This window comes from Xanthomonas sp. NCPPB 3959, from assembly GCF_056675575.1.
Window position 1 is genome coordinate 144,665 of record NZ_JBWWVR010000011.1, and the last position, 22,389, is coordinate 167,053.

The window sequence follows — 22,389 nt, forward strand, 5'->3', positions numbered from 1 at the left end:
TCAGCGGGCCTTGATGTCGTAAGGGGTCTGCTTGAACGTGATTTCCAGTTCATGCAGTTGCTCGTCGGACAGCGCACAAGACTCGCCGTAGATCACCTTCGGTCCTTCGAACTTCTCCAGGGAGCGCAGCACGCGCTTGGTCAGCACGTTGCCCCCCGTCTTGCTTTCGTCGCCCAGGATCCCGTTGAACAGCAGGTAGTAACCCACACCACCATGCGCCCCCAAGAACGGAACCTTGGGAGCGCGGCTGGAACGCGCGCAGCCTGTTTCGGCAAACCAGACGTGGGCCGCGAGGTGCTCGAACCGGATGTCCTCACGGATGTGGCCGTTCTCATCGAACACAGGAGCGCCCAGTTTGTAAAAGCGGAAGCCACCGCCACCTTCCCAACCCACCAGCTCCGACGCACCGCCCTGCTCCCCGTCCACCACCTTCTTCATGCGCTCGTGACAGAGGGTGCGAACGTGGTCGCCAAACTCCACGCCAATCCAACGGCGGTTCATCTTGTGGGCCACTGCCGTTGTGGTGCCGCTGCCCAGGAAACTGTCCAGCACAATATCGCCAGGGTTGCTGGCGACATGGATGATCCGGTGGAGCAGCGCTTCAGGCTTAGGGGTCTCAAACGCGGCCTTCTCGCCGAACAGCAACTCCATCTCTCGGCTGGCGTGCTGGTTGAGGCCCGTGTCTTCCCACATCGTCGGGGTGGTCATGCCCTTCTTCGCTTCTTCCAAGAAGAGCTTGCGCATTGGAGTTCCGGCCTTGCCGTCCACGCCCCAGTAAAGGCGCCGGTCCTTCTGCAGGGCTTCCATGTCGGCTTTGGAATGCCGCCAGCAGGTTCCCTTACGCGGCCATACCTCTTCCCCGGTGTAGGGGTTGGTGATGCCGTAGAACAGGCTTTGCACGAATCGACCACCTTTGCCGTTGGCCGTCGTGTCGATCTTGCGGAAGGCGCCGCGCTCGTCTGGACCATCCGGCTCTGCAAACACCCGGTATTGGGCGTTGGCCTTGTCGGTGCGTGGCATGAGATTGAAGTTCAGCTCGGCCAACGTCGCTTTGGCCGTGGGGCTCTTGGACTTGCCCCACACCATCACGTGGTCGTGGACGCTGCCGATCTTTCGGTCGTTGGGCGCGCCATCGCGCTTGCGCCAGGCAATGGTCGCAATGAAGTTCTTTCGACCGAACACCTCGTCGGCGATGACCTTGAAGTAGTGCGCTTCGTTGTCGTCCAAGGAAACCCAAAGCGACCCATCGTCAGCGAGCAGCTCTTTCAACAGCTCCAGCTGGGGATACATCATCGACAGCCACTTGGAGTGCTCCAAGTTGTCATCGTATTGGGCAAACGCGCTTTTGGTGTTGTAGGGCGGATCGATGAAGATGCACTTCACCTGCCCAGCGTAGTAAGGCAGCAGGGCTTTCAACGCATCCAGGTTGTTGCCATGGATGAGCATGTTAGGAGAGTCCGCTTCGCCATACGACAGGCTGTTAAGCGGCTCCAACAAGCGATACGGAGCTCCGGCGGCGCGGGTGAGATCCTCGTCGCGATTGAACCAAGACAGTAGCGGCATCTAACACATCCCCAAATACAGCGGCCAAGTATCGGCCAGGCGCAGCTACTGCTGCCAGCACTCTGGCAACTGGCTGCACCTATCTCACTGTTTAGATTGCCCTTTCTTTGTCGCACGGGGCGAGACCATGGGCTGCGACTAGGCCCTTACAGCTTCGAGGATGAAGAATCCCCTGCCCGGGGCTTGTTGAGTCCTGCCGATTCCATGCCTGCTGTCCCGTCCATCTGGGGTAGGTCTCCGCTTGCTGGGACAGCTTACCCTCGCCAGCCACTCGGCCGACACCAACCGTCCAAAAATCTATTTTAATTATACTATTCAATGACTTGCTTGACTTAAGGACCGGTTTTTGATACCATCACATCATTGGCACAGCTGCCGTTGCTCGAAACAACGGCGGTGCTGATAGTGGGTTCGGTAGGAGCCGTGGCTTTACGTTTCATTGAGAATCTGGTCAATCGCGGCATGGGGGCATGGAAGAAGAAGTCATCAACCACTAGGAGTAAGAACATGAAGAAATCCAACACCTCGAACCGCAACAACAGTCGTTCCTCGGACATCCAGTCGACCACCTTAGGCAAGGCAATGCGCTCCGTACTGCCTGTTGTATACGACCTCGCTATCGGCACCGTTACCGGTGTAGCAGCTACTGCATAAAGGGCTCCAGACATGGGAGTTCATGGCCCTCAGGGCCAGCAACACAAGCCCGGTTTTGCGGGCTTTGTTGTATCTGGAGGCCCCCCCCTGGCCGCCAGACTCTCGGCGTGGGTCCCACCCAGGACGACGTGGTCCAAAACCCGCACGTTCAGCAGGTCCAGCAGCTGCTTGAGCTTGGCAGTGATGGCGCGGACTGCAGCGCTGGGCTCGGGGTTGCCTGAGGGGTGGTTGTGGAATAGAACCATGGCGGCGGCGTTGAGCTCCAGGGCACGCTTGGCGAAGATGCGTGGATGAACCTCGCAGCTGTCGACGGTGCCGGTGAACAAATATGACCCGGTGGCGCGTATCCAGCCACATGCGGCCAAAGACTTCGTGCGGCAAGTGGGCGCAGCGGGCGGCCAGGTAGCTGATGACCTCTGTCGGTGATTCGATGGTGCGTCGGCGTTCCAGGCGGTGCAGGATTTCTTCCGCAGCGAGAAGGATGCCGTCCTTGTCCATCAGCAGTTGATACTGGGCCCAGGTGTCGTTGAGGTTGCGCTTCATCGCTTGGCTCCCGGCGCTGGATGCGCCTCGGGAGAACCGGTCAGCGGAGCGATCTGACCAACAGCACCTGGAGTCAGCGCCGCGTCAGCCGCGCGCAGGTGGGCCGAAACGGGGAGGAGGAGCCGCAGGCTTGCGGGCTAGGAAGCGGAGCCAGGACTCCTTTTCAGAGGCGCATCGTCGGGAGCCGTGGAGTGCTTACAGTGGACTGGGGTTTGGTAGCGATAGATAGGCATGCACGTTTGCAAAACCTGTAACCCGCACTCGGATCTATGCCAATACGGCGAGCCACCGCAGGGGAGTTAAGCCTTGGTCCAGCGTGGCTTTGATCGCATCGGACTTTTGGCCAGAAGCAGAGCGATAACCGGCGGCTTTCGCCGCCATCCCTCCCTCCCCTTCCCTCGGTCCGCTGAACCTCGTAGTCCGGCGCACAAGCACTGCCCATGAGCTATTGTTGGCCCCAGAAAGTAGACGTTGAACCTCATGACCGGACCCACCTTCCCTATCCAGCCATCAAGCGTTCGCTTCATTAAGCTTGGCAAAGGAGGCCAGTGGGAGCAACTGAGCATCAAGGAGCGACAGATCTTGTGCTTCGGCTTTGATTCCTCGGACCCCGAGCAACTACAGAAGATGAGGGACGGCGATTGGGTCGGGGTCAGAAATGGCTGGCTCGATGAGAACCGGGGCGCTGGGTTTCCTACCTACGTGACCAACGCATTGAAGGCCTACTTCCAAGACGATGGCACCACCTTGTGGGTGACCTTCTTTGCAGGGGACCTCTATTGGTGCTTCCTAGAACCCGGAGAGCCCGTGCCGTTGCCTGACAGCGCCGAAGGCTACAGTTTCCGCAAAGTTCGCGGCGCCTGGTCCAACAAGGACTGCAAAGGCAACGTCCTCAACCGCCGTAACTTATCGGGTGCCATCAACGCTGCGTCGCGGGTCCAAGGCACAACCCACCTGCTGTCTGCCCACAAGCAGCTCTTGCAGCGTCTGAATGGCCAGAGCCCCAAGGCCGTCGAAGACGCAGAAATCGCCTACAAGGCGCTGGTTGAATCCGTCAAACCGCTGATCGGCGAACTCACCTGGCAGGACTTCGAAGTCCTTGCCGACCTCATCACCACGGCAAGCGGGTGGCGTCGAAACAATCAGCGCGGAGGCGGCGAAAAAACCATTGATCTAGATCTCGAGCTACCGCTGACTGGCGAAATCGCTTTTGCCCAGATCAAAGCCAAGTCTAAACAAGCCGAACTGGACAGCTACATAGAGCAAATGGCCCAGCGCGAAGGCGTAAAGATGTTTTACATCCACAACTCTGCTCAGGATCTTCAGACAGAGATACCAAACGTCTACATCATCGGTCGAGATCGTCTCGCAGAGCTGATCGTTAAGCTTGGCTTTGTTGAGTGGCTGGTGGACAAGGCCAGGTAGTAGTTGCGCCGCTGAAGGTCTGATCATCTCCAGCGGTCCTTCGGCTTGGTGCTGGGAAAGCCTTGTCCAGTTCAACAATTTCCTCGTGCGACAACACCAGGTCCAGCGCCGCCACGTTCTCCTATACGGGGGGTCTGGGTGCCGGCCTTAGGGATAGGCAATGACCCCGTCTTGGTGGAGCACCCAGGCCAAGACCATCTTCCGGCTTACCCATGGCGCTGGGCCATGATCACTCTGCATCCACGACTTTCCAGGTCTCACGATGCTCTTGGCCATCAACGGCAACCGCATTTTACGTCGACAGCCCGCACCTTCGTCCCGCGATCGCTTTCAATGCGAGCGGTTGCTGGGGAGTAGAAAACTTCGGGCGCACTCAGTGCAGGCGTGAATATCCTCACCCACTTCGGCTCGGCGCCGGAGGCCAGCGAAGCAAAACCAATAAGGGAAAACCCAGAATCCATTTCATTTATCACTCCTTAAATATTGAGCTCATGACTAAAAAGAGATACTGAGGTATCCCTGCATCCTTCTGGCGCGTTCCGCTTCGAACATCAACTGATTCGAAAGCCATTGAATCCGAGACCGCCAATTTCCCGAGAAGGACGTCCTCCCTAGGCGAGCCCATGCAGCATCGTCCAGATCGCCGATTCCGCTCAGCAGCCGGGTAGCCCGGTCGGCCACGGCCTGACTTTGTGTAGCAGCATCATTGATCATCTCGGAGAAGGCCTCATCAAACCGTGCTCTTTCATCTTTACGCAAGAACAAGAACTCCTCGCCGGAGTCAAATGCGGTCTTGCCGCGATAAGCCGCCAGCAACATGCGGCGTTCTTGAACACTCATCTGCTTCCAGCGCTTTCCCGCCTTGAGAACGTTGAGGTCAAAACGACGCAACTGATGGACCGTCAACCGCGTCTTGGTGGGATTGATAGAAAGTCCCTCGGACACCACCTCTATTGGTGAGACATAGCGAGAATGGGCAGGAAATGCATCCAGGGGGACTCGGACCAGTTCGGACATCACCCAGAGCGTGTGATAGCGAGTCGCAGGCATTGCAACGAGAACAGACAAGACCACCGCAAGGACCGCAGTGGAAACGGCCGACACTTTAAACGCCACACGCAAGAACTCACCGAGCCCAGCGAGAAAGCCCTTGCCGAGATCATGCCCGCCTCCGGTGGCACCAATCTGCCCCGCCAGCTCTAACATGCGAGCGTTTATCTTTCTAAGTTCTTCTTCGTGCCTCAGCCGCGCGAGGGTATGCTCGGGGTGCTCGCCACGGGAGTGACCATCGACGGACTGACCCAGGCTAAGCACATAATCCACTCCATGGAAAGGATCACCATTGCTCATGCGTTTGGCCGCCATTCTTCCCTGAGTATTCTTGGATACTAGCCGATATCTGGGCCGGATTTTATGCTCCAGCCCTAGTCATCCGACGTCAATTCTTTGGCACCAGCTGAGCGGTAGAGCTGAGCTAAAGCACGACTTGCCGCCTGCAGCCCTTCACGGGAAATCCATGCAGGTAGTAGCCACCCGGCACTCGTTATCTGGTATGCGGGAGCTTCTCCCCGCCTCATTGGAGCCCTTGACGCGTCTCTGCTCCGTGTCCTGCGCCGTCATGATCTGCGGTAGCGGTTCGCGTTCGAATGCCTGGACGTCGAGAAACGTCATGACCTTCTCTGCCTGACTGGCCGCGCGAAACAGGGTCCTGGGGTCGTCAGCCAAGGCCTTCATCCAGGACTGCAGGTAGGCGGCATGCTGCTCTTCGTGTTCTTTGCCCAGCGCGATGCCCAAGCGCTCGGAAATGAAGAGACTGCACAGCTCGGCTACCAGCTCCTCCTTGGCATAATCTTGGCTGCCGAACCTCCCGGACTGGTCGCGGTCGAGCCGGTGCTTTGCGCCGGTCCAATGGGCGAGCTCGTGGAGCATCGTTGACTGATAACTCGCCTCGTCGCTGAAAGCGTGGCGCTTGGGCAGGTGAATCGAGTCTGCGACGATTGAGTAGAACGCCCGGTTGCCGCCGTCGTGGTGGAGCTTGGGCTGGTGCTGGTCCAGCAGCTCTCGAACCCGGAGGTTGCGGATCGACTCGGGCATGACGAACGGAGGCGGGAGTGGCGACAAGCCGTCGATTTGCGAGCCGTTGAAGACGGTAGCCACGAACACGGACGGGCCCTGATAGCCCTTGCCCTCGCCCTCCGATGGCTCGGGTTGCTCGCCTGGCTGTGCCCTGCCAGTCTTCGAAAAATCCCAGTAAGCGATCTGCTGTCCCTTTTCGCCGCGCCTTACCTGAGCGCCGACGGAAAGCCCCTGCTTGAAGGTCAACCATCGGTTGTCCTTGTATCCGTGCACCAGTTGGGCTCCACGCAAGATCAGGGTGTTCGAGCCGCGGTAGGCTTTGCCAGTGCTCGGGTTGTATGGCCCGTTGATGCTGCCGTTCTGCGGGGCGCTGGCGTCGTTCCAGGGCCGGCGCCAAGGAATGGTGCCCTGCTGCATGAGTTGGAGCATGCGCTCGGCGGTGGCTTGGATGAGATCGGAATACTTGGACATAGGGTGGTGCCTCAAATCTTTTTCAAACGCCTGCGCCTCTTAAGCAGGTGCTTGTGGGTGGTTGGGTTTAGAACTCGAAGTGCAGATCTACGGATTTACGCTGGTCCAGCAGACGACGCACCAAGTCGGCGATGTCGTTTTCGCTGCGTAATCCGTCGTCGCCCGGCTTGCCTTGCTTGATGTGCAAACCAAATGCGGAACGAATCAGGAGGAACTGCGGATCAACCTCGGGGCCTTCCAGATCGGACAGACCGATGGCCTCTTCCAGGAAAGCGTCTTCGGGAATTGGGTTGGGCGATGGCATGGTTAGGGCTCCTTTGCTGGGACACCCCTTTGCAATACCGCAGCCTGGGGAAAAGTAAAGGCCTCCGCCCTTACTCTCCTGCCGCTTTCTTTTTAGCGCCCTCGGCCTTGCGGCATTCCCGTGCCTCCGTCTCGCGTTTGTCCTGGGACACCCAACCTGCAGCCTCCTTCGCCTGCCTTGCGCGGGTCTCGCGGCGTTCGGCCTGAACCTGCTCATACGGCGTGGTCGCGCTGAACCCAAAAATCTCGCGGATCTCCGATGGTGTTTCCTCCCAGTCCTTTTTTGACAGGGCTTCAGCCCGGGCCACGCTGGCCTGGTTGGATTCATCGTTGGCGGCGCGCATGGCGCTTACCTCGGCCTGCCGCTGCTCGGGGGTCATAGAGGCCAGGCGCTTCTGGGCGGCTTCCTCCGCACGCTCTTGGTCGGTTTGCTCCCCCTGCCAGATGCAGAGGAAGCAATCGGCCTGCTCTCCGTTGATCCGGCGATTGGAGGGCCGCCCGCGCAGGTGCCCGGCGGTCTTCAGACCGCGGGTGAACTGGCGTTGCGAGAGGATTTCCTCGGCCTCAAAGCCCTTCTTTTGGCACCAGGACACGTAGCGGGTGTGCATGGCCTTGATGCTGCTCCAATGGCCGCTGCCTGCGGCTTCGCCAAACGACACTCGGTCCGAATGCACCCAACTGGCGATGGAATCGGCGTTGTGGATCACGGCTTGTTTGTAAGCACGAGCAGCCTCCGGCAGCTCGTGGTCGGCCATGAAACGGCCGCGTGCCACGACCCGGCGGGCGCCTTCCAGCATCCAATCGAGGAACAGCTGTCCTTCCTCGGCAAGCAGTTTTTTGTGGAAGTCTGGGATCCGCTCGGACTCGGGGATCGCGTGTGCCCATTCCACGACGGAGAGGCGTCGGGCCACGCCGCCGGACTTGTCACGGAAGAACGGCGCGGAGTTCGACGTGATGATCCACTTCGCTTTGGAGTGGTAGTTCAGAACGGACAAGTGCTTGCGGTTGATCCCGATGCCGTTGCCACTGACCAGGGTCTTGAACGTGCCTTCCTTCCAGCGGTCGCATTCCACCTCATCGACCAAGATCAGGTTCGCGCCGATGATGTGCTCCAGCGCGAACACGTCGCTCAACGTCGCCAGATCCAGGCGGGCTACCTTGTTGTGCATGCCTTCCACCGCTTCGGCCAGGCTGCTTTTGCCGGAGCCCGCCGCGCCGTGCCACCAGGCTGCCATCTGATAGCTGCCCGGCAGCAACGTCATGCCGCACTGTTCCTGCACCAGGTCCCGAACGCCTTCGTCAGGCAGAGCCCGGGCCAGAAACGTCGCCAGCAGGCTGTCGGCAGGCAGGGGCTTGGGAGTGTAAGCCTGGCCATGCGCGGCGTTGGTGGTGATGTTGATCGCGTGAGTCATGCCATAGCGTGGCGCTGGGGCCAGTGCCTGGATGCTGTCTTTGCTGATCTCCAGGTAAGCGTCCTGACACGGCACCAACGAGCGGCCTTCCAGTTGCGGCAAGGGCGCTTGCTGGCCCAACCGGGTGCGTGCGTAGGCCCAGAGCCCGGCGGCGGTCTTGTCGCAGGCCTTGGCGGGGATGTTGGTGTCCAGCCAATCGGACGCCAGGCCCTGCCCTTTGCCGCCATGGACCATGGACCAGTGGTTGGCTTCCCAACGATAGATCAGCGTGGACTGGGTTGCCCACTCGTCGCGGACGCTTGCCCAGAGGTTGCCGTCCAGGCCAAGCTGGAGGTGGCGAGCGTAGAGATAGTCCAAGCTTTCCGGGCGCAACTCGCCTTTGTTGAGCTTGGCCTGTTTGTGCCGATCCAGTGCCCGGTGCTCCACCTTCAGGTTGCTGGAGAACTCCTCGCGATTCTTCTCCCAGTGCTTTTCGATCAGGAAATGAACGTTTGCGGGCTTGACGGCCGACGGATCTTCGGCCACATTAAGTTTAGACATTGTAGTTAGCTCCAACGAACCCTCGCCCTGCCAGGCGGGGGTTTCGCATTTGTGGGGTTAGGCGACTTGCGGCAAGGCGTTGTCGAGGATGCGCCGCAGCTTTTCACTGGGAGAAATCCCCGAACGCTTGGCGTCGGCTTTCAGCCGTTCAATCAGCACCTGTTCCATTCGGGCATTGAACGGGGCCTTTCGAATCGAGGACTGAGGGGTTTTCTGCGGCTGCATGGAATCTCCGTATTGCTTGTGTAATACATCCAAGAAAGCAGGTTTCCGAACAACGTCAAGCCCAAAGCGAAAAGAAAGTTTTTAGTTGCTGGTTAACTCTGCTGCTGGTTTTCTGCTTTTTCTTAAACCAGCACCCAAACCAGCAACTAAAAACACTTCAAGTGATTGATATTTATTATTTTTGTTCAAAAAATAAGCCAACTGCTGGTTTGCTGGTTAAAAAATAGCTTTTACGCACGCACTGCGTCTCACGAGAGTTTGATACTTTTCGAACTACTTCACTTTTTTCATCGCTAGAAGAAATTTGAAAAAATAAACCAGCAAACCAGCAGAAGCTTGAAAACCTTGTCCCGTAAGGCTTTAGCTGCTGGTTTAGCTGCTGGTTTATGATTTGAGCGTTAACCAGCAGAGGCGTTAACCAGCAGGAAACGCTAACAACATGGATACGGATGGATTCTTTTCCGTATGGTTTTGCCAATGAGTGGCTGGTAATAAGCGCCTGTCACTTGCGGGAGAAACAAAAGAAAAAGCAGCTCAAAGCAAAAGCGTCCGGAAGAGAAAGGCCGATGCCTTCGGCCTTTTTTCCTCCCAGACGCTGTGCTTACTCACCGTTGGCGGCCGCTGCAGCGCCGGCCACCACGCCCACGCGGGCCATGTCCAGGTAACCGCCCGGGATCTGCCCTTCGCTAACCGCCAGGCGAAGCCGGCGTGCCGCCTCCTCCCCATAAGCCACGAACACCGGGCCGCAGGGCGGCGCGTCCCCAGGTGTTCCGTCCTGACGGCAAAACTTCAGCCTCCCCCGCTGGAACACGATGGCGCTCGTGGCAGGGTGGTTGAGCACGTGGTCCTGGAACCAAGCCGTGTCAGTCCGGGAAAACACCAGCGCGATGCCACCGCCCGGGTGGGTGGCCAGCTTCTGCATCCAGGCTTGCTGCCCCCGACCGAATGGTGGGTTCATGAAAACCAGAGCAGCTTCAGGCCAATGCGTTGCCAAGCCGTCATCGCTGGGCCTGAGCATCACGCTCGCAGTCGGCCAGGGCATGCCCTCTTGGGGGGTGCAAGGATCCAAAGCAAAGGGCCCCAGCCCGGTGTGGCCTGCGCGCGGATTGCCCCAGATCAGCTCCGGCGGCGTGAGCCACGTGTCCGTGGTCTGCGCTGCCGGCAGGCGGTCGTAACCGACCATGGCGGACGCGAGCTTGGTTGCCCGTGGGGAGGAGGTGTTCCTGCGGGCCTTGGGCAGCGACAGGGCGTTGTGATCAGCGAGGACGTTTGCAGCATTCATCGGTAAATCTCCGGTTTTGATTGGTGGTTGGGCAAAGCTCCGCCAGCACGGCTGGCTGGCCGCGTTCGCGAAAGGGTTGGGGGTTGGGCCAAGCTTGGCCCGGACTACTTCAGGCGTGTCAGGCCATCAGTCGTTGGCGGCGTCCTGGACGTCAAGGAAGCGCTCCAGGGTGGCGATCTGCAGGGTGAGAACCTGGTGGGCCTGAAGCGCCGTCATGTCCCCGCAGGCCACCATGACCGACTGGGCCATACCGGCATCGAACTGGGCCAAGGCCTGGGGAAGCGCGTCGGCGAGGACGTCAGCCAGGGCCTGAGGCGTGAGCGCGGCCCGGTGATGACGAGCGGCGGCGGGATCAAGCTGGAGGATGATCGGAAGCATGTCGGCGGGTCCGTGTTGGTGTGGGAATAGCATCCTTTGAACCGCCAATCGCGTCTGGCGGAAAGGGGCGGTTGCCCCTTTGGCTTGACGACGGGCACAAAAAAGCCCCGGACGTGAGCCGGGGCTTGGATAGGTCGACCTGGCGGCGGCGGAAGCTGGCGCCTCCCTGCCTCTTCTTCCCCTACGCTCTTCGGCGGCGAGCAGCCGCCGCACGTTCGCTCCAACGATCGCCTCTGCCTTAGAACCGAAACGGTGGCCGCTCGATGGGAGGCCCTGCGGGCGGAAGGGTCACGTCCAGGATCGCGCCGCGCACCTCACTGACCTGCATCTCTAACGCTCGGCTTTCTTCGGCCCATTGCTCCACCAACGCTTTGTGGGCGTCCTGGGCATCCACCTTGTCCTCCTCCGGTGTGAGATTGGGGATCACGTTCTGGACACGCTGCAAGTGCTCTTGGAGCTCACTTCTAATGCCTTCCAGACCTCCTATGTATTGGCTCACCCACTCATTTTTGAGTGTCAGGTCGGCCCAAGGCAACTTGAACGCCTCGGGCAGTGTGGCCTGCTGAAGCATCACGATCCCTCGGCTATCTTCCCGCAGAGCGCCGCCTTTCGCTCGGAACAAATCCAGGAGGGCCTCACGCTCCTCCGCGCTCCATCCCGCCAGGTTCAGCGACGAAACCCTGCCCTCGATCAACGTGATGTTGACCTTGCCCTCCTTAAGGACCTTGAATCGCGCGCTTGGAGGCATTGGGGCCTTCCGTCCTAGCACCTCGCCATCTTCTCGGCTTTCCCGCCACCGTCGGACACGGGGGTGGGCATCGGCCCATTCCAGCAACCGAGATATGGGAACGGCGGTGTGCGTGCCGTCGTCTACCAACAGGGGACCCGGCGGACTGTCGCTCTTGGCCAACTCGCGGAAAGCCTTTTGCGATAGGTTAAGCAGCCCCGCCGCTTCTGCGGACGTCCAAGGCCTCGACTCGCTCGGACGCGTGCGTCCGGCTCTAGCGGCCGCGCGTGCCTGGTGATCAGCGACTGCTTCTTTCTCCACATCCCGCTTTAGGCGCGCCCATGACACGCCCTTGCCGCTCATGAACTCAGGGTTCCCGGGGGCGTAGGTCTCGCGGTAACGCTCGATCAGTTTGACGAGGACTTCTTGCTTGGAATCAAGAGACATGTGGGCTTGCCACCAAGAGGAAACCTGATGGTAGGCGATCAGAACCGGAACGGCTTGCGCGTGCTCTCTGGCGCCGTGGGCGGCGGCAGCCTGTCCTCCAGCCCTCTAGCGCGGTCTTGGTTGCGTGCGTGGTCCTGGGCGCCCTGAAAGGCAGCTAGCGCGTCCTTCATGGCGTCATCGAAGGGATCGCGCGCCTCGACACTGATCCACGGCTCCAGCAAGGCGTCAGCCAAGATCGCTTCCCAGACCTCGCCCGTATCCAACGCCTGGTCCCGCTCTTCCACCAGCAGGAGGTGCGCGTGCCCCACCACTCGCGCGTTCTGCCGCACCCATGGTTGGGGCTCGGCGAAGACATCGCTCGGCGCGAGGATCAGCGCAGCCTGCTGCTGCGTGGGGTATTCCAAGAAACCCAGCACCTCGCGCCAGAACGCGATCGATTGATGGGTGGCCATCGCGAGGGAAAGGGACGTCATGTCGGCCAGCGCCATGGACTTGGTCCGATCGGGAACCCGTCCGCCCTTGCGGGGAACGATGGGGTTGGCCCGGGTGACCGTGTGTCTTGTGGGCAACGGCTTGGGGATAGCCAACCCAGCAGTATTTGCGTCCACCAAGCCGTCCAGCGCATCAGCAAGTGCCGTCACCGGCACCAACCAACTGCCACCGAGCTTGCGCAGACCTGGAACGATGACGCCGGCGGCCAGCTGTTCTCGGGTTTGTTCGTAACCGCCCGCCCCCGTCTTGTTGAGAACACGCGCTACGTCCTCGACCGACAAAAGCGGCTTGTCGGGGAACATTACGCGCAGGATGGGCAGCATTCCGGTCATAGGCGGGGAAAATGATGGGAAAAAAGATCCCTGGAAATCCCTGTTTTTACCGGGAGAGGGTTGGTCGACATGAAAAAGGGGCTGGACGGAAAACCGGCCAACCCCTTGATCTTACTGCATTGTTGTTAGCTTATTTTGGTGCCGGAAATAGGAATCGAACCTACGACCTACGCATTACGAATGCGCCGCTCTACCAACTGAGCTATTCCGGCGAGCCGTGAATTGTAGGAGCGGAGCCAGTCTGCGGTCAATCGCCGCTGCTGGAGCGGGCCGGGCATTGCGACGTCATGCGCCGGGTTGCGACTGGAGAAGGTCAGTCAGCTGACAACTGAAAGGCACCCCACACGCGCCAAACCGAATCACTACTCGCCAAGCCCATTTACAAGCCCCTGCTTCAGCTAACCAAACGCAACCGCAGTTCCTTGGGTAGCGCGAACACCATCGATTCCGGCTCGCCTTCCAGCTCGGAGACGCTCTCGGCACCCAGTTCGCGCAGCCGCGCCAGCACCCCATCCACCAGCACCTGCGGCGCGGAAGCGCCGGCGGTCAGGCCGATGTGCTGCTTGCCGACGATCCAGGACGGGTCGATCTCGCTGGCGTTATCGATCAGGTAAGACTCCACCCCGTCGCGCCGTGCCAGCTCGCTAAGACGGTTGGAGTTGGAGCTATTGGGCGAACCGACCACCAGCACCAGATCGCATTGGCGCGCGAGATCGCGCACCGCGTCCTGGCGGTTCTGGGTGGCGTAACAGATATCGTCGTGGCGCGGTCCCTGCATCGCCGGGAAGCGTGCACGCAGGGCCTCGATGATGCCCATGGTGTCGTCCACCGACAGCGTGGTCTGGGTGGTATAGGCGAGGTTTTCGGGCTGGCGGATCTGCAGCGTGGCCACCTGCTCGATGTCTTCGACCAGATAGATCGTGCCCGGGCCGCGCTCACGGCTCCACTGCCCCATCGTGCCTTCCACTTCCGGATGCCCGGCATGGCCGATCAGCACCACATCGCGGCCGGCCCGGCAGTGCCGCGCCACCTCGAAGTGCACCTTGGTCACCAGCGGACAGGTCGCGTCGAACACCTTGAGCCCGCGGCGCTCGGCCTCCAGGCGCACCGCCTGCGAGACGCCGTGTGCGCTGAAGATCACCGTGGCGTTGTCGGGCACCTCGTCGAGTTCTTCGACGAAGACCGCGCCGCGCTGCTTGAGGTCGTCGACCACGAAACGGTTGTGCACGACTTCATGGCGCACATAGATCGGCGCGCCTAGCGTCTCGATCGCACGCTTGACGATCTCGATCGCACGGTCGACGCCGGCACAAAAACCACGGGGATTGGCGAGCAGGACTTCCATGGCGGGCATTCTACGGGAATGGGGAATCAGGAATCGGACCGGGCGGCGTGCGCCCGCAGGAACACTTCAGCCTCGATTGCTAATTTTTGATCCCTGACTCCCGCTTGCCAGACTTGTCGAACAGACCGAATACCGCGATGCCGATGGCGCCGCCCACGATCGCCGAGTCGGCGATATTGAACGACGGCCAGGTGTGGCTGCCGATGTACCACTGGATGAAATCGACCACGTGGCCATGCATCAGGCGGTCGATCACGTTGCCGATCGCCCCGCCGATCACCAGCGCATACGGCAGCGCGCTACGCCACTCGCCGCGCGCGGTGCGCGACAGCCAGAACGCCAGCAGCCCGCTGATGCCCACCGCCAGCGCGGTGAAGAACCACAGCTGCCAGCCGCCGGCATCGCTCAGAAAGCTGAAGGCCGCGCCGGTGTTATAGGTGCGGTACCAGTTCCAGAAGCCGTCGATGACCGGCACGGCGGTGTACTCGGGCAGGCTGGACAGCACCCAGGCCTTGCTCCACTGGTCCAGCCCGACCACGAGCGCAGACAACAGCAACCAGATCAGGGCGGAGGGTTTGGGGCGTTGACTCATGTCGAGAGGTCGCAATTGGTTGTGATTTCTCCGACGCCGGAGAAGATGCCTGGATGGCGTTGGAGATGGCGAAAACTAAACAACGATGACCAAAGCTGGATGACAGGCAAGCGAGGATGGCATGGACGCTTCAGCCAGCTGCCATGCCCCGCTCTGGCGCAAGCGCGAGCTTCAGCAAGCGTCACAACGCATCAGGCGTAGCGGTCAGCGCCGCGTAAGCGTGTGGCGCAGCGCAGCAGCCTGTAAATAAAGCAGCGGCCCGTTCCAGCGCAGCACGTTCTACGAAAAACATCGGCACTACGCCGCGGAATCTTCCGCCGCGTAGTGCCGTCGATGCCCCGCATCAGAACCAGCGACGCAGCTCGCCCGGGCCTTCGAGATTGCTCACGCAGCGGCTGCACAGTTCCGGGTGACGCGGATCGCTGCCCACGCTGGCCTGGTGGTGCCAACAACGCACGCACTTGGCCTTGGTGGTCGGCTGCGCGCTGACGAAGATGTCGTCGGTGCTGGCTGCGGTGACGGTCACATCGCCACTGATGAACAAAAAGCGCAGCTCCTCGGCCAGCGGCTGCCAGCGCGCAGCGGTCTGCGCATCGGCGGCGACGGTGATCTCCGCTTCCAGCGCCGCACCGATCGCCCCGTTGGCACGCATCGGCTCCAGCACCTTGGCCACCTGCTCGCGCAAGGCCAGCAATTTGTCGAAGTCGGCACTGGTCAACGCGGCATCGGCCGGCAGTGGCGCCAGGCCGTCGTACCAAGTGGCGAACAGCACGTTGTCGGTGTGCTTGCCCGGCAGATAGCCCCACAGTTCTTCGGCAGTGAAGCTCAGCACCGGCGCGATCCAGCGCACGAACGCCTCGGCCACGTGATACATCGCGCTCTGCGCCGAACGACGGCCGCGCGCATCCTCGGCCATCGTGTACAGACGGTCCTTGGTCACATCCAGATACAGCGAACCCAGGTCCACGCTGCAGAAATTCAGCAGCGCCTGCACGATCTCGGCGAAGTCGTAGCGCGCATACGCGGCGGCGATCTTTTCCTGCAGCTCGTGCGCGCGATGCACGATCCAGCGGTCCAGCAGCACCATGTCGTCCAGCGCCACCAGATGCTGCAACGGATCGAATCCATGCAGATTGCCGAGCAGAAAGCGCGCGGTATTGCGCAGGCGGCGATACGCATCGGCGTTGCGCTTGAGGATCTCCTGCGACAGCGACATCTCGTTGCTGTAATCGGCCGAGGCGATCCACAGGCGCAGGATGTCCGCGCCCAGGGTCTTCATGATGTCCTGCGGCTCGATGCCGTTGCCCAGCGACTTGGACATCTTGCGGCCGTGCTCGTCCACGGTGAAGCCGTGGGTCAGGCACTGCTTGTACGGTGCGGCCTTGTCCATCGCCACGCCGGTCAGCAGCGAGGACTGGAACCAGCCACGGTGCTGATCGGAGCCTTCCAGATACAGGTCGGCCGGCTTGGGCAGGCCGCGATCCACCAGCACTGTTTCATGGGTCACGCCGGAGTCGAACCACACGTCCAGGATGTCGGTGATCTTGTCGTAATCGGCCGCCTCATCGCCCAGCAGTTCGGCCGCGTCCAGCGTGTACCACACGTCCACGCCGCCCAGTTCCACGCGGTCGGCCACCTGGCGCAGCAACTCGGTACTGCGCGGATGCGGCTCGCCGGTTTCGCGATGCACGAACAAGGCGATCGGCACGCCCCAGGTGCGCTGGCGCGAAATCGTCCAGTCCGGACGCCCATCGACCATGCCGGCGATACGCGCCTGGCCCCAGGACGGATACCAATGCACGTTTTCGATCGCCTTGAGCGCATCGGCGCGCAGGCTGGCCTGCTCCATCGAGATGAACCACTGCGGCGTGGCACGGAACGCGATCGGCGTCTTGTGGCGCCAGCAATGCGGATAGCTGTGCTCCATCTTGCTGGCGGCCAGCAGCACGCCGGTGTCGCGCAACGCATCGATGATGATGTCGTTGGCCTTCCAGATATGCAGCCCAGCCAACACGGTGTCGCCTAGCGGCGGCGTCGACGGCAGATACACGCCGCGCCCATCCACCGGATTGATCTGCGCAGCGCCGTAGCGCTCCAGCAACCCATACTGCTTGGAGACCTGATAGTCCTCCTGACCATGACCGGGTGCGGTATGTACAGCGCCGGTACCGTCTTCGGCGGACACGTGATCGCCCAGCAGCAGCGGAATCTCGCGCTCGGCATAGAACGGGTGGTTCAGCAGCATCTGTTCCAGCGCCGCGCCCTTGGCATGACCGTGCACCACCACCGTTTCCACGCCATAACGCAGCAGAGCCTTGCCGGCCAACGCCTCGGCAATCACCAACCAGCGCGGCTGGCCGCGATCGGCCGGGCCTTCGACCAGCACGTAATCCAGGTCCGCGCCCAGGCTCACCGCCAGCGAAGCCGGCAGCGTCCACGGGGTGGTGGTCCAGATCGGCACCGCCACGCCCACGCCGGCCGGCAGGCTCGCGCCGAAGGCGGCAGCGACGGCCGCCGGATCGCGCGCCGGATAGGCGATATCCACCGTCGGCGACACCTTGTCGGCGTATTCGATCTCGGCCTCGGCCAAGGCCGAGCCGCAATCGAAGCACCAGTGCACAGGCTTCACGCCGCGGGTCAGATGGCCGTTGTCGACCACCTTGGCCAGCGCGCGGATTTCATTGGCTTCGAAGCGGAAATCCAGCGTCTTGTACGGGTTGTCCCAATCGCCGATCACGCCCAGGCGCTTGAAGTCGCGCCGCTGCAGATCGATCTGCTCGGTGGCGTATTCGCGGCACTTCTGGCGGAACTGCGCCGCATCCAGCTTGACGCCGACCTTGCCGTACTTCTTCTCGATCGCGATCTCGATCGGCAGGCCGTGGCAGTCCCAGCCCGGGATGTACGGCGCATCGAAGCCAGCCAGATACTTCGACTTGACGATGATGTCCTTGAGGATCTTGTTGACCGCATGGCCCAGATGGATCTGACCGTTGGCATACGGCGGGCCGTCGTGCAGCACGAACAGCGGGCGCCCGGCCGCGTTGGCGCGCAGTTGCGCATACAGCCCCTCGCGCTCCCAGCGTTCCAGCATCGCCGGCTCGCGCTTGGGCAGGTCGCCGCGCATCGGAAATTCCGTCGCGGGCAGATGGAGAGTGGCTTTGTAGTCGTGGGTCACAGGTCTCTACCGTTGCGCTGCGTTGTCTGAAGCGTCTGCACTTGCATGTGCAGACGTTTGCGAGGAGCTCGCATGTTTATTGTCCGCACATGGAGGTGCGGGTTCTTGCGAGGGACTCGCATTAAGTACCGCACGCGCCTGCTCGGCATCGCGATGCATCTGCACGGTCAACGCCTCCAGGCCATCGAACTTTTCTTCGTCGCGCAGCTTGGCGACGAATTCGACCTCGATGTGGCGGCCGTACAAATCGCCCTGAAAATCGAACAGATGCGCTTCCAGCAGCGGTTCCACACCAGCAACCGTCGGTCGCGTGCCAAAGCTCGAGACCGACGGCCACGGCTGATCGGCCACACCATGCACCCAGGTCGCGTAGATACCCGACAGCGCCGGCGTGCGCGGAAAGCGCAAGTTGGCAGTGGGGTAACCCAGCGTGCGGCCGAGTTGCTTGCCGCGCACCACCCGCCCGCCGATGGCATACGGGCGGCCGAGCAGTTCGCCGGCATGCGCAAACTCGCCCGTGCCCAGCAGCTCGCGAATGCGCGTGGCAGAAATACGCTCGCCGCGCAGATGCACCGGGGCGATCTCGCCGGCCGCGAAGCCGTACTGCTCACCGAGCGCGCGCAGCAGGCCGATATCACCGCCACGCCGATGGCCGAAGCGGAACTCCGGGCCGATCCACACCTCTTTGGCGCACAACCGGCCAACCAATGCCAGCCGTACGAAATCCTCGGCGCTCATTGCCGCCAAGCGGCCGTCGAAACGAATCATGCCCACGCTGTCGGCGCCCAGGCCGTACAGACCTTCGATCTTGGCGCGGGCCAGCGTCAACCGCGGCGGCGGCGCTGCCGGAGCAAAAAATTCGCGCGGCAACGGCTCGAAGCTCACTGCCACTGCCGGCACGCCCAGCGCGCGCGCGCGTTCGACCGCGTGCTGCACCAATGCCCGATGCCCCAGATGCAGGCCATCGAAGGCGCCGATGCAGACCACGCTTCCGTGCGGGAACAGCGTCCCGCCCTCGACGTCTCTAAACAGCCTGCTCATTCCTCGATCCAAACAGATGCCGGCCTGCGGGCCGACCCTCACTGATACATAACCTGCAAGTATAGCCGTGCCTGTCAACCCGCATGGGCGAGTACCCAGCAGGGCAGCGCTTGGCTGATCGCAACGCGCATTCCAGCTGCGCGAAGTCAGAACTCCGCACAGCACAGGCGGCCCTGCAGCGCGCTCGGCTAGATCCGCAAGTCTCTTACCCTTCGCGCAGATGCCGCGGCCGCAGCCCCAATGCCAGCTGCGCCACCAGATAGGTCGCCCCACCGCTGCCGACCAGCACTGCCAGCCAGCCGATGCGATCCCATTTATCCATCACGGTGAACGAGGGCAACCACCACAGCAGGCCCAACAGCACCACCACCATCGCCGCACATGCCAGCAGCAGGCGCAGTGCATAGCCGCCCCAGCCCGGCCGCCGCTGGTACACGCCGGACTTGCCCAACCAGTACCACAGCAAGCCCAGGTTGAGATAACTCGACAACGCACTGGCAATCCCCAGCGCCAGATGCAGGCCCGGCTGCTTGCCCAGCGCCTGCATCACGCCCTGCGCCTTGAGCTCGGGCGGCACCATGATCTGGTAGACCACCGCCAGCAGCGCGAAGTTGAATACCATGTTGGCGATCAGCGCCGCCACGCCCGCGCGCACCGGCGTGCGGGTGTCCTGACGGGCGTAGAACGCCGGCAGCAGCACCTTGAGCATGGCGTAGGCCGGCAGGCCGAAGCTCAGGCCGTAGACCGACATCGCGGTCATCCGCGTATCGAAGGCGGTGAACTGGCCGTACTGGAACAACGTCGCCACCAGCGGCTCGGCCAGCAGCAGCAAGCCGAGCATTGCCGGCACTGAGATCAACAACGTGGTGCGGAAGCCCCAATCCAGCGCACCGGAAAACGCGCTGCGGTCGGTCTTGACGTGATGGCGCGCCAGCGCCGGCAGGATCACCGTGCCCAGCGCCACCCCGAATACACCCAGCGGCAGCTCCAGGAACCGGTCGGCCAGCGACAGCCACGACTGCGAGCCATCGGTCAGCCTGGCGGCGATGACGGTGTCCAGCAGCAGGTTGATCTGCGCGATCGATGAGCCGAACAGGGTCGGCACCATCAGGGTCAGCACCTTGCGCACGCCTGGATGTTGCCAGCCCCAGCGCGGCAGGGTCAGCAGGTTGATGCCTTTCAGCGAAGGCAGCTGGAACAGCAACTGCAGCATGCCTGCCGCCAGCACCGCCCAGCCCAGCGCGAGGATCTGCTTTTCCGGAGTGCCGCCCAGCTTCGGCGCCAGCCACACGGCGCCGGCGATCATGCACAGGTTGAGGATCACCGGGGTCAGCGCCGGCATGGCGAACTTCTGGAAGCTATTCAGTGCCCCGCCAGCCAGCGCGGTCAGCGAGACGAACAGCAGGAATGGGAAGGTCAGACGGAACAGGTCCACCAGCAGGCCATGCTTGGCCGGGTCGGTGTCCACGCCGCTGGAGAACAGCGTGGCCAACTGCGGCGCGAAGATCAGCGCCAGTGCGGTGACCAGCAGCAGCACTCCTCCTAGGGTACCGGCCACGCGCGACATCAGTTCGCGCAGATCGGCATGCGGCCGGGTTTCCTTGACCTCGGTGAACACCGGCACGAAGGCGGTGGCGAAGGACCCTTCGGCAAATAGCCGACGCAGGAAATTGGGGACCCGGAAGGCCGTCCAGAACGCATCGGTCACCGCATTGGTGCCGAAGGTGGTGGTGATGACCTGGTCGCGCACCAGCCCCAATACCCGCGACACCATGGTCATACTGCTGAACGAGAGCAGGCCTCTCAACATACCGGGCTTGCTCACGCAGCCTCCCTCTTGACATCTGACTTGACGTACATAACTAGGTCCATCATACTTTCGCGCTTGCTTTTTCCACCATACCGATTTTTCAGGAACCCACCACCGTGGCCAATATCAAGTCCGCCAAGAAGCGCGCCAAGCAGACCGTCGTGCGCAATGAGCGCAACACGGGCCAGCGTTCGATGCTGCGCACCGCCGTCAAGAAGGTGATCAAGGCCCTTGACGCCAACGATGCTGCAGGCGCCGAAGCTGCTTTCGCCGTTGCTCAGCCCATCCTCGACCGTTTCAGCGCCCGTGGCCTGATTCACAAGAACAAGGCTGCGCGTCACAAGAGCCGTCTGACCGCTCGCATCAAGGCCATCAAGGCCGCGTAAGCGATCGGTTTCGGCACTACCGGAAGCCTGGCTTTCGGTGGAACAGAAAAACCCGGCCTTGGCCGGGTTTTTTGTGTGCCTGCGAATGCACTCAGCCGGCATTGCGCGCCTCGAGCTCGTCCTCACGCTGACGGTCGAAGAACGCCATGATGTCCTTCATGATCGGGAAGGTGCCATCGCGGCCCAACGCCGAGACCAGATACCACGGCGAGGTCCAGCCAAGTTCGGCCACGATCGCCTCTGCCGCCGTACGCGCCTCGTCCTCGAACATCAAGTCGGCCTTGTTGAGCACCAGCCAACGCGGCTTGGCTAGCAACTCCGGATCGTGCCGCTCCAGCTCGCGCTCGAGGGTGCGCACCTGATCGGCCGGCGACACACCATCCACACCACCTTCCATGGGCGAGATGTCTACGAGGTGCAGCAGCAAACGCGTGCGCTGCAGATGGCGCAGGAACTGCGTGCCTAGCCCCGCACCATCGGCCGCGCCCTCGATCAGGCCCGGCACGTCGGCGATGACGAAGCTGCGATAGGCCTCGACACTGACCACGCCCAGATTCGGATACAGGGTCGTAAACGGGTAATCGGCCACCTTCGGCGTTGCCGAAGACACCGCTCGGATCAACGTGCTCTTGCCGGCATTGGGGAAGCCCAGCAGGCCGACGTCGGCCAGCAGCTTCAACTCCAGCTTGAGCAGACGCTCCTCGCCCTCTTCGCCGGTGGTGGACTGGCGCGGGGCGCGATTGATCGAGCTCTTGAAATGCATGTTGCCCAGGCCGCCCTTGCCGCCCTTGGCCACCAGCAGACGATCGCCGTTCTGGGTCAGGTCGCCGATGATTTCATCGGTCTGCACATTCATCACGACGGTGCCGACCGGCACCACGATGATGCGGTCTTCGCCGCCCTTGCCGTAGGCCTGACGGCCCATGCCATTCTCGCCGCGCTGCGCCTTGAAGGTGCGCTCATGCCGGAAGTCGACCAGCGTGTTGACGTTCTCGTCGGCCACGATCCACACGCTGCCGCCACTGCCGCCATCACCACCATCCGGCCCACCGAGCGGGATGAACTTCTCGCGGCGAAAGCCGACACAGCCATTGCCGCCATTGCCGGCACTGACCAGGATTTCCGCTTCGTCGACTAACTTCATGAGATTTGGGATTCGTAATTTGGGAT

General features: G+C 61.8%; 20 protein-coding genes, 1 tRNA gene and 1 pseudogene. 3 read left to right on the forward strand and 19 right to left on the reverse strand.

The window, feature by feature from the left end:
• Positions 1–1,563, reverse strand: a complete 1,563-nt coding sequence (locus AC1KVG_RS14425; RefSeq protein ID WP_407364937.1) for a site-specific DNA-methyltransferase — start codon at positions 1,561–1,563, stop codon at positions 1–3.
• A gap of 507 nt (positions 1,564–2,070) precedes the next feature.
• Here AC1KVG_RS14425 and AC1KVG_RS14430 point away from each other — a divergent pair.
• Positions 2,071–2,217, forward strand: a complete 147-nt coding sequence (locus AC1KVG_RS14430) for a hypothetical protein (protein WP_407364978.1) — start codon at positions 2,071–2,073, stop codon at positions 2,215–2,217.
• 29 nt (positions 2,218–2,246) lie between these two features.
• Here the strand turns inward: AC1KVG_RS14430 and AC1KVG_RS14435 are convergent.
• Positions 2,247–2,760: pseudogene (locus AC1KVG_RS14435) on the reverse strand (JAB domain-containing protein).
• A gap of 480 nt (positions 2,761–3,240) precedes the next feature.
• Between AC1KVG_RS14435 and AC1KVG_RS14440 the strand changes: the two are divergent.
• Entirely contained in the window at positions 3,241–4,185 is a 945-nt protein-coding gene (locus tag AC1KVG_RS14440; protein ID WP_407364939.1) for a hypothetical protein, read from the forward strand.
• A 495-nt stretch (positions 4,186–4,680) separates the two neighbouring features.
• On the opposite strand, the gene AC1KVG_RS14445 is transcribed toward AC1KVG_RS14440, so the two are convergent.
• From AC1KVG_RS14445 to murJ, 16 genes are all read right to left on the reverse strand, one after another.
• Complete coding sequence (locus AC1KVG_RS14445) at positions 4,681–5,550, reverse strand: hypothetical protein (protein ID WP_407364940.1); 870 nt, start codon at positions 5,548–5,550, stop codon at positions 4,681–4,683.
• A gap of 138 nt (positions 5,551–5,688) precedes the next feature.
• On the reverse strand, positions 5,689–6,732 hold the full coding sequence (locus tag AC1KVG_RS14450) for an ArdC family protein (protein WP_407364941.1): 1,044 nt from the start codon (positions 6,730–6,732) through the stop codon (positions 5,689–5,691).
• Positions 6,733–6,799: 67 nt separating this feature from the next.
• Positions 6,800–7,036, reverse strand: a complete 237-nt coding sequence (locus AC1KVG_RS14455; protein WP_481094851.1) for a hypothetical protein — start codon at positions 7,034–7,036, stop codon at positions 6,800–6,802.
• Between the two features lie 70 nt (positions 7,037–7,106).
• Complete coding sequence (locus AC1KVG_RS14460) at positions 7,107–8,987, reverse strand: DUF5906 domain-containing protein (RefSeq protein WP_407364943.1); 1,881 nt, start codon at positions 8,985–8,987, stop codon at positions 7,107–7,109.
• Between the two features lie 57 nt (positions 8,988–9,044).
• Positions 9,045–9,212, reverse strand: coding sequence for a DUF3450 domain-containing protein (locus tag AC1KVG_RS14465; RefSeq protein ID WP_146091519.1), 168 nt, complete (start codon positions 9,210–9,212; stop codon positions 9,045–9,047).
• 175 nt (positions 9,213–9,387) lie between these two features.
• A complete protein-coding gene (locus tag AC1KVG_RS14470) occupies positions 9,388–9,690 on the reverse strand; it encodes a hypothetical protein (RefSeq protein ID WP_146091518.1) in 303 nt (100 codons plus the stop codon).
• 123 nt (positions 9,691–9,813) lie between these two features.
• Positions 9,814–10,494: a DNA N-6-adenine-methyltransferase gene (locus tag AC1KVG_RS14475; protein ID WP_407364944.1), complete on the reverse strand. Its 681-nt coding sequence runs from the start codon at positions 10,492–10,494 to the stop codon at positions 9,814–9,816.
• A 126-nt stretch (positions 10,495–10,620) separates the two neighbouring features.
• The gene (locus tag AC1KVG_RS14480; protein ID WP_104567469.1) at positions 10,621–10,872 is read right to left on the reverse strand and encodes a hypothetical protein; all 252 of its coding nucleotides are present in this window, start codon (positions 10,870–10,872) and stop codon (positions 10,621–10,623) included.
• A gap of 238 nt (positions 10,873–11,110) precedes the next feature.
• On the reverse strand, positions 11,111–12,046 hold the full coding sequence (locus AC1KVG_RS14485) for a hypothetical protein (protein WP_323538041.1): 936 nt from the start codon (positions 12,044–12,046) through the stop codon (positions 11,111–11,113).
• 38 nt (positions 12,047–12,084) lie between these two features.
• A complete protein-coding gene (locus tag AC1KVG_RS14490; protein ID WP_481094852.1) occupies positions 12,085–12,861 on the reverse strand; it encodes a hypothetical protein in 777 nt (258 codons plus the stop codon).
• A gap of 145 nt (positions 12,862–13,006) precedes the next feature.
• Positions 13,007–13,082: transfer RNA gene (locus AC1KVG_RS14495), tRNA-Thr, on the reverse strand.
• 182 nt (positions 13,083–13,264) lie between these two features.
• The gene (gene ispH / locus AC1KVG_RS14500) at positions 13,265–14,215 is read right to left on the reverse strand and encodes a 4-hydroxy-3-methylbut-2-enyl diphosphate reductase (protein WP_481094853.1); all 951 of its coding nucleotides are present in this window, start codon (positions 14,213–14,215) and stop codon (positions 13,265–13,267) included.
• Positions 14,216–14,294: 79 nt separating this feature from the next.
• A complete protein-coding gene (lspA, locus tag AC1KVG_RS14505) occupies positions 14,295–14,807 on the reverse strand; it encodes a signal peptidase II (protein ID WP_006450190.1) in 513 nt (170 codons plus the stop codon).
• A 343-nt stretch (positions 14,808–15,150) separates the two neighbouring features.
• Positions 15,151–17,982: an isoleucine--tRNA ligase gene (ileS, locus tag AC1KVG_RS14510; protein WP_481094854.1), complete on the reverse strand. Its 2,832-nt coding sequence runs from the start codon at positions 17,980–17,982 to the stop codon at positions 15,151–15,153.
• A gap of 6 nt (positions 17,983–17,988) precedes the next feature.
• Positions 17,989–19,023 (reverse strand): bifunctional riboflavin kinase/FAD synthetase, encoded by a 1,035-nt coding sequence (locus tag AC1KVG_RS14515; RefSeq protein WP_481094855.1) that lies wholly within the window; start codon positions 19,021–19,023, stop codon positions 17,989–17,991.
• A 205-nt stretch (positions 19,024–19,228) separates the two neighbouring features.
• Positions 19,229–20,833, reverse strand: coding sequence for a murein biosynthesis integral membrane protein MurJ (gene murJ, locus AC1KVG_RS14520; RefSeq protein ID WP_481094868.1), 1,605 nt, complete (start codon positions 20,831–20,833; stop codon positions 19,229–19,231).
• A 116-nt stretch (positions 20,834–20,949) separates the two neighbouring features.
• On the opposite strand from murJ, the gene rpsT reads away from it, so the two are divergent.
• Positions 20,950–21,219: a 30S ribosomal protein S20 gene (gene rpsT, locus AC1KVG_RS14525; protein ID WP_002807888.1), complete on the forward strand. Its 270-nt coding sequence runs from the start codon at positions 20,950–20,952 to the stop codon at positions 21,217–21,219.
• Positions 21,220–21,310: 91 nt separating this feature from the next.
• Here the strand turns inward: rpsT and obgE are convergent, their stop codons facing one another.
• Positions 21,311–22,363 carry a GTPase ObgE gene (gene obgE / locus AC1KVG_RS14530; protein ID WP_006449999.1) on the reverse strand — a complete coding sequence of 351 codons (1,053 nt, stop codon included), beginning with the start codon at positions 22,361–22,363 and terminating at the stop codon, positions 21,311–21,313.
• Positions 22,364–22,389 lie beyond the last annotated feature (26 nt).

Coding starts and splice junctions, on each gene's coding strand:
- AC1KVG_RS14475 (WP_407364944.1), bottom strand. CDS start 10,494: ATGAATGCTGCAAACGTCCTCGCTGATCACAACGCCCTGTCGCTGCCC.
- obgE (WP_006449999.1), bottom strand. CDS start 22,363: ATGAAGTTAGTCGACGAAGCGGAAATCCTGGTCAGTGCCGGCAATGGC.
- AC1KVG_RS14440 (WP_407364939.1), top strand. CDS start 3,241: ATGACCGGACCCACCTTCCCTATCCAGCCATCAAGCGTTCGCTTCATT.
- AC1KVG_RS14480 (WP_104567469.1), bottom strand. CDS start 10,872: ATGCTTCCGATCATCCTCCAGCTTGATCCCGCCGCCGCTCGTCATCAC.
- AC1KVG_RS14445 (WP_407364940.1), bottom strand. CDS start 5,550: ATGGCGGCCAAACGCATGAGCAATGGTGATCCTTTCCATGGAGTGGAT.
- AC1KVG_RS14460 (WP_407364943.1), bottom strand. CDS start 8,987: ATGTCTAAACTTAATGTGGCCGAAGATCCGTCGGCCGTCAAGCCCGCA.
- AC1KVG_RS14465 (WP_146091519.1), bottom strand. CDS start 9,212: ATGCAGCCGCAGAAAACCCCTCAGTCCTCGATTCGAAAGGCCCCGTTC.
- AC1KVG_RS14430 (WP_407364978.1), top strand. CDS start 2,071: ATGAAGAAATCCAACACCTCGAACCGCAACAACAGTCGTTCCTCGGAC.
- AC1KVG_RS14515 (WP_481094855.1), bottom strand. CDS start 19,023: ATGAGCAGGCTGTTTAGAGACGTCGAGGGCGGGACGCTGTTCCCGCAC.
- lspA (WP_006450190.1), bottom strand. CDS start 14,807: ATGAGTCAACGCCCCAAACCCTCCGCCCTGATCTGGTTGCTGTTGTCT.
- ispH (WP_481094853.1), bottom strand. CDS start 14,215: ATGGAAGTCCTGCTCGCCAATCCCCGTGGTTTTTGTGCCGGCGTCGAC.
- AC1KVG_RS14455 (WP_481094851.1), bottom strand. CDS start 7,036: ATGCCATCGCCCAACCCAATTCCCGAAGACGCTTTCCTGGAAGAGGCC.
- AC1KVG_RS14490 (WP_481094852.1), bottom strand. CDS start 12,861: ATGCTGCCCATCCTGCGCGTAATGTTCCCCGACAAGCCGCTTTTGTCG.
- AC1KVG_RS14450 (WP_407364941.1), bottom strand. CDS start 6,732: ATGTCCAAGTATTCCGATCTCATCCAAGCCACCGCCGAGCGCATGCTC.
- AC1KVG_RS14425 (WP_407364937.1), bottom strand. CDS start 1,563: ATGCCGCTACTGTCTTGGTTCAATCGCGACGAGGATCTCACCCGCGCC.
- murJ (WP_481094868.1), bottom strand. CDS start 20,833: ATGTTGAGAGGCCTGCTCTCGTTCAGCAGTATGACCATGGTGTCGCGG.
- AC1KVG_RS14485 (WP_323538041.1), bottom strand. CDS start 12,046: ATGTCTCTTGATTCCAAGCAAGAAGTCCTCGTCAAACTGATCGAGCGT.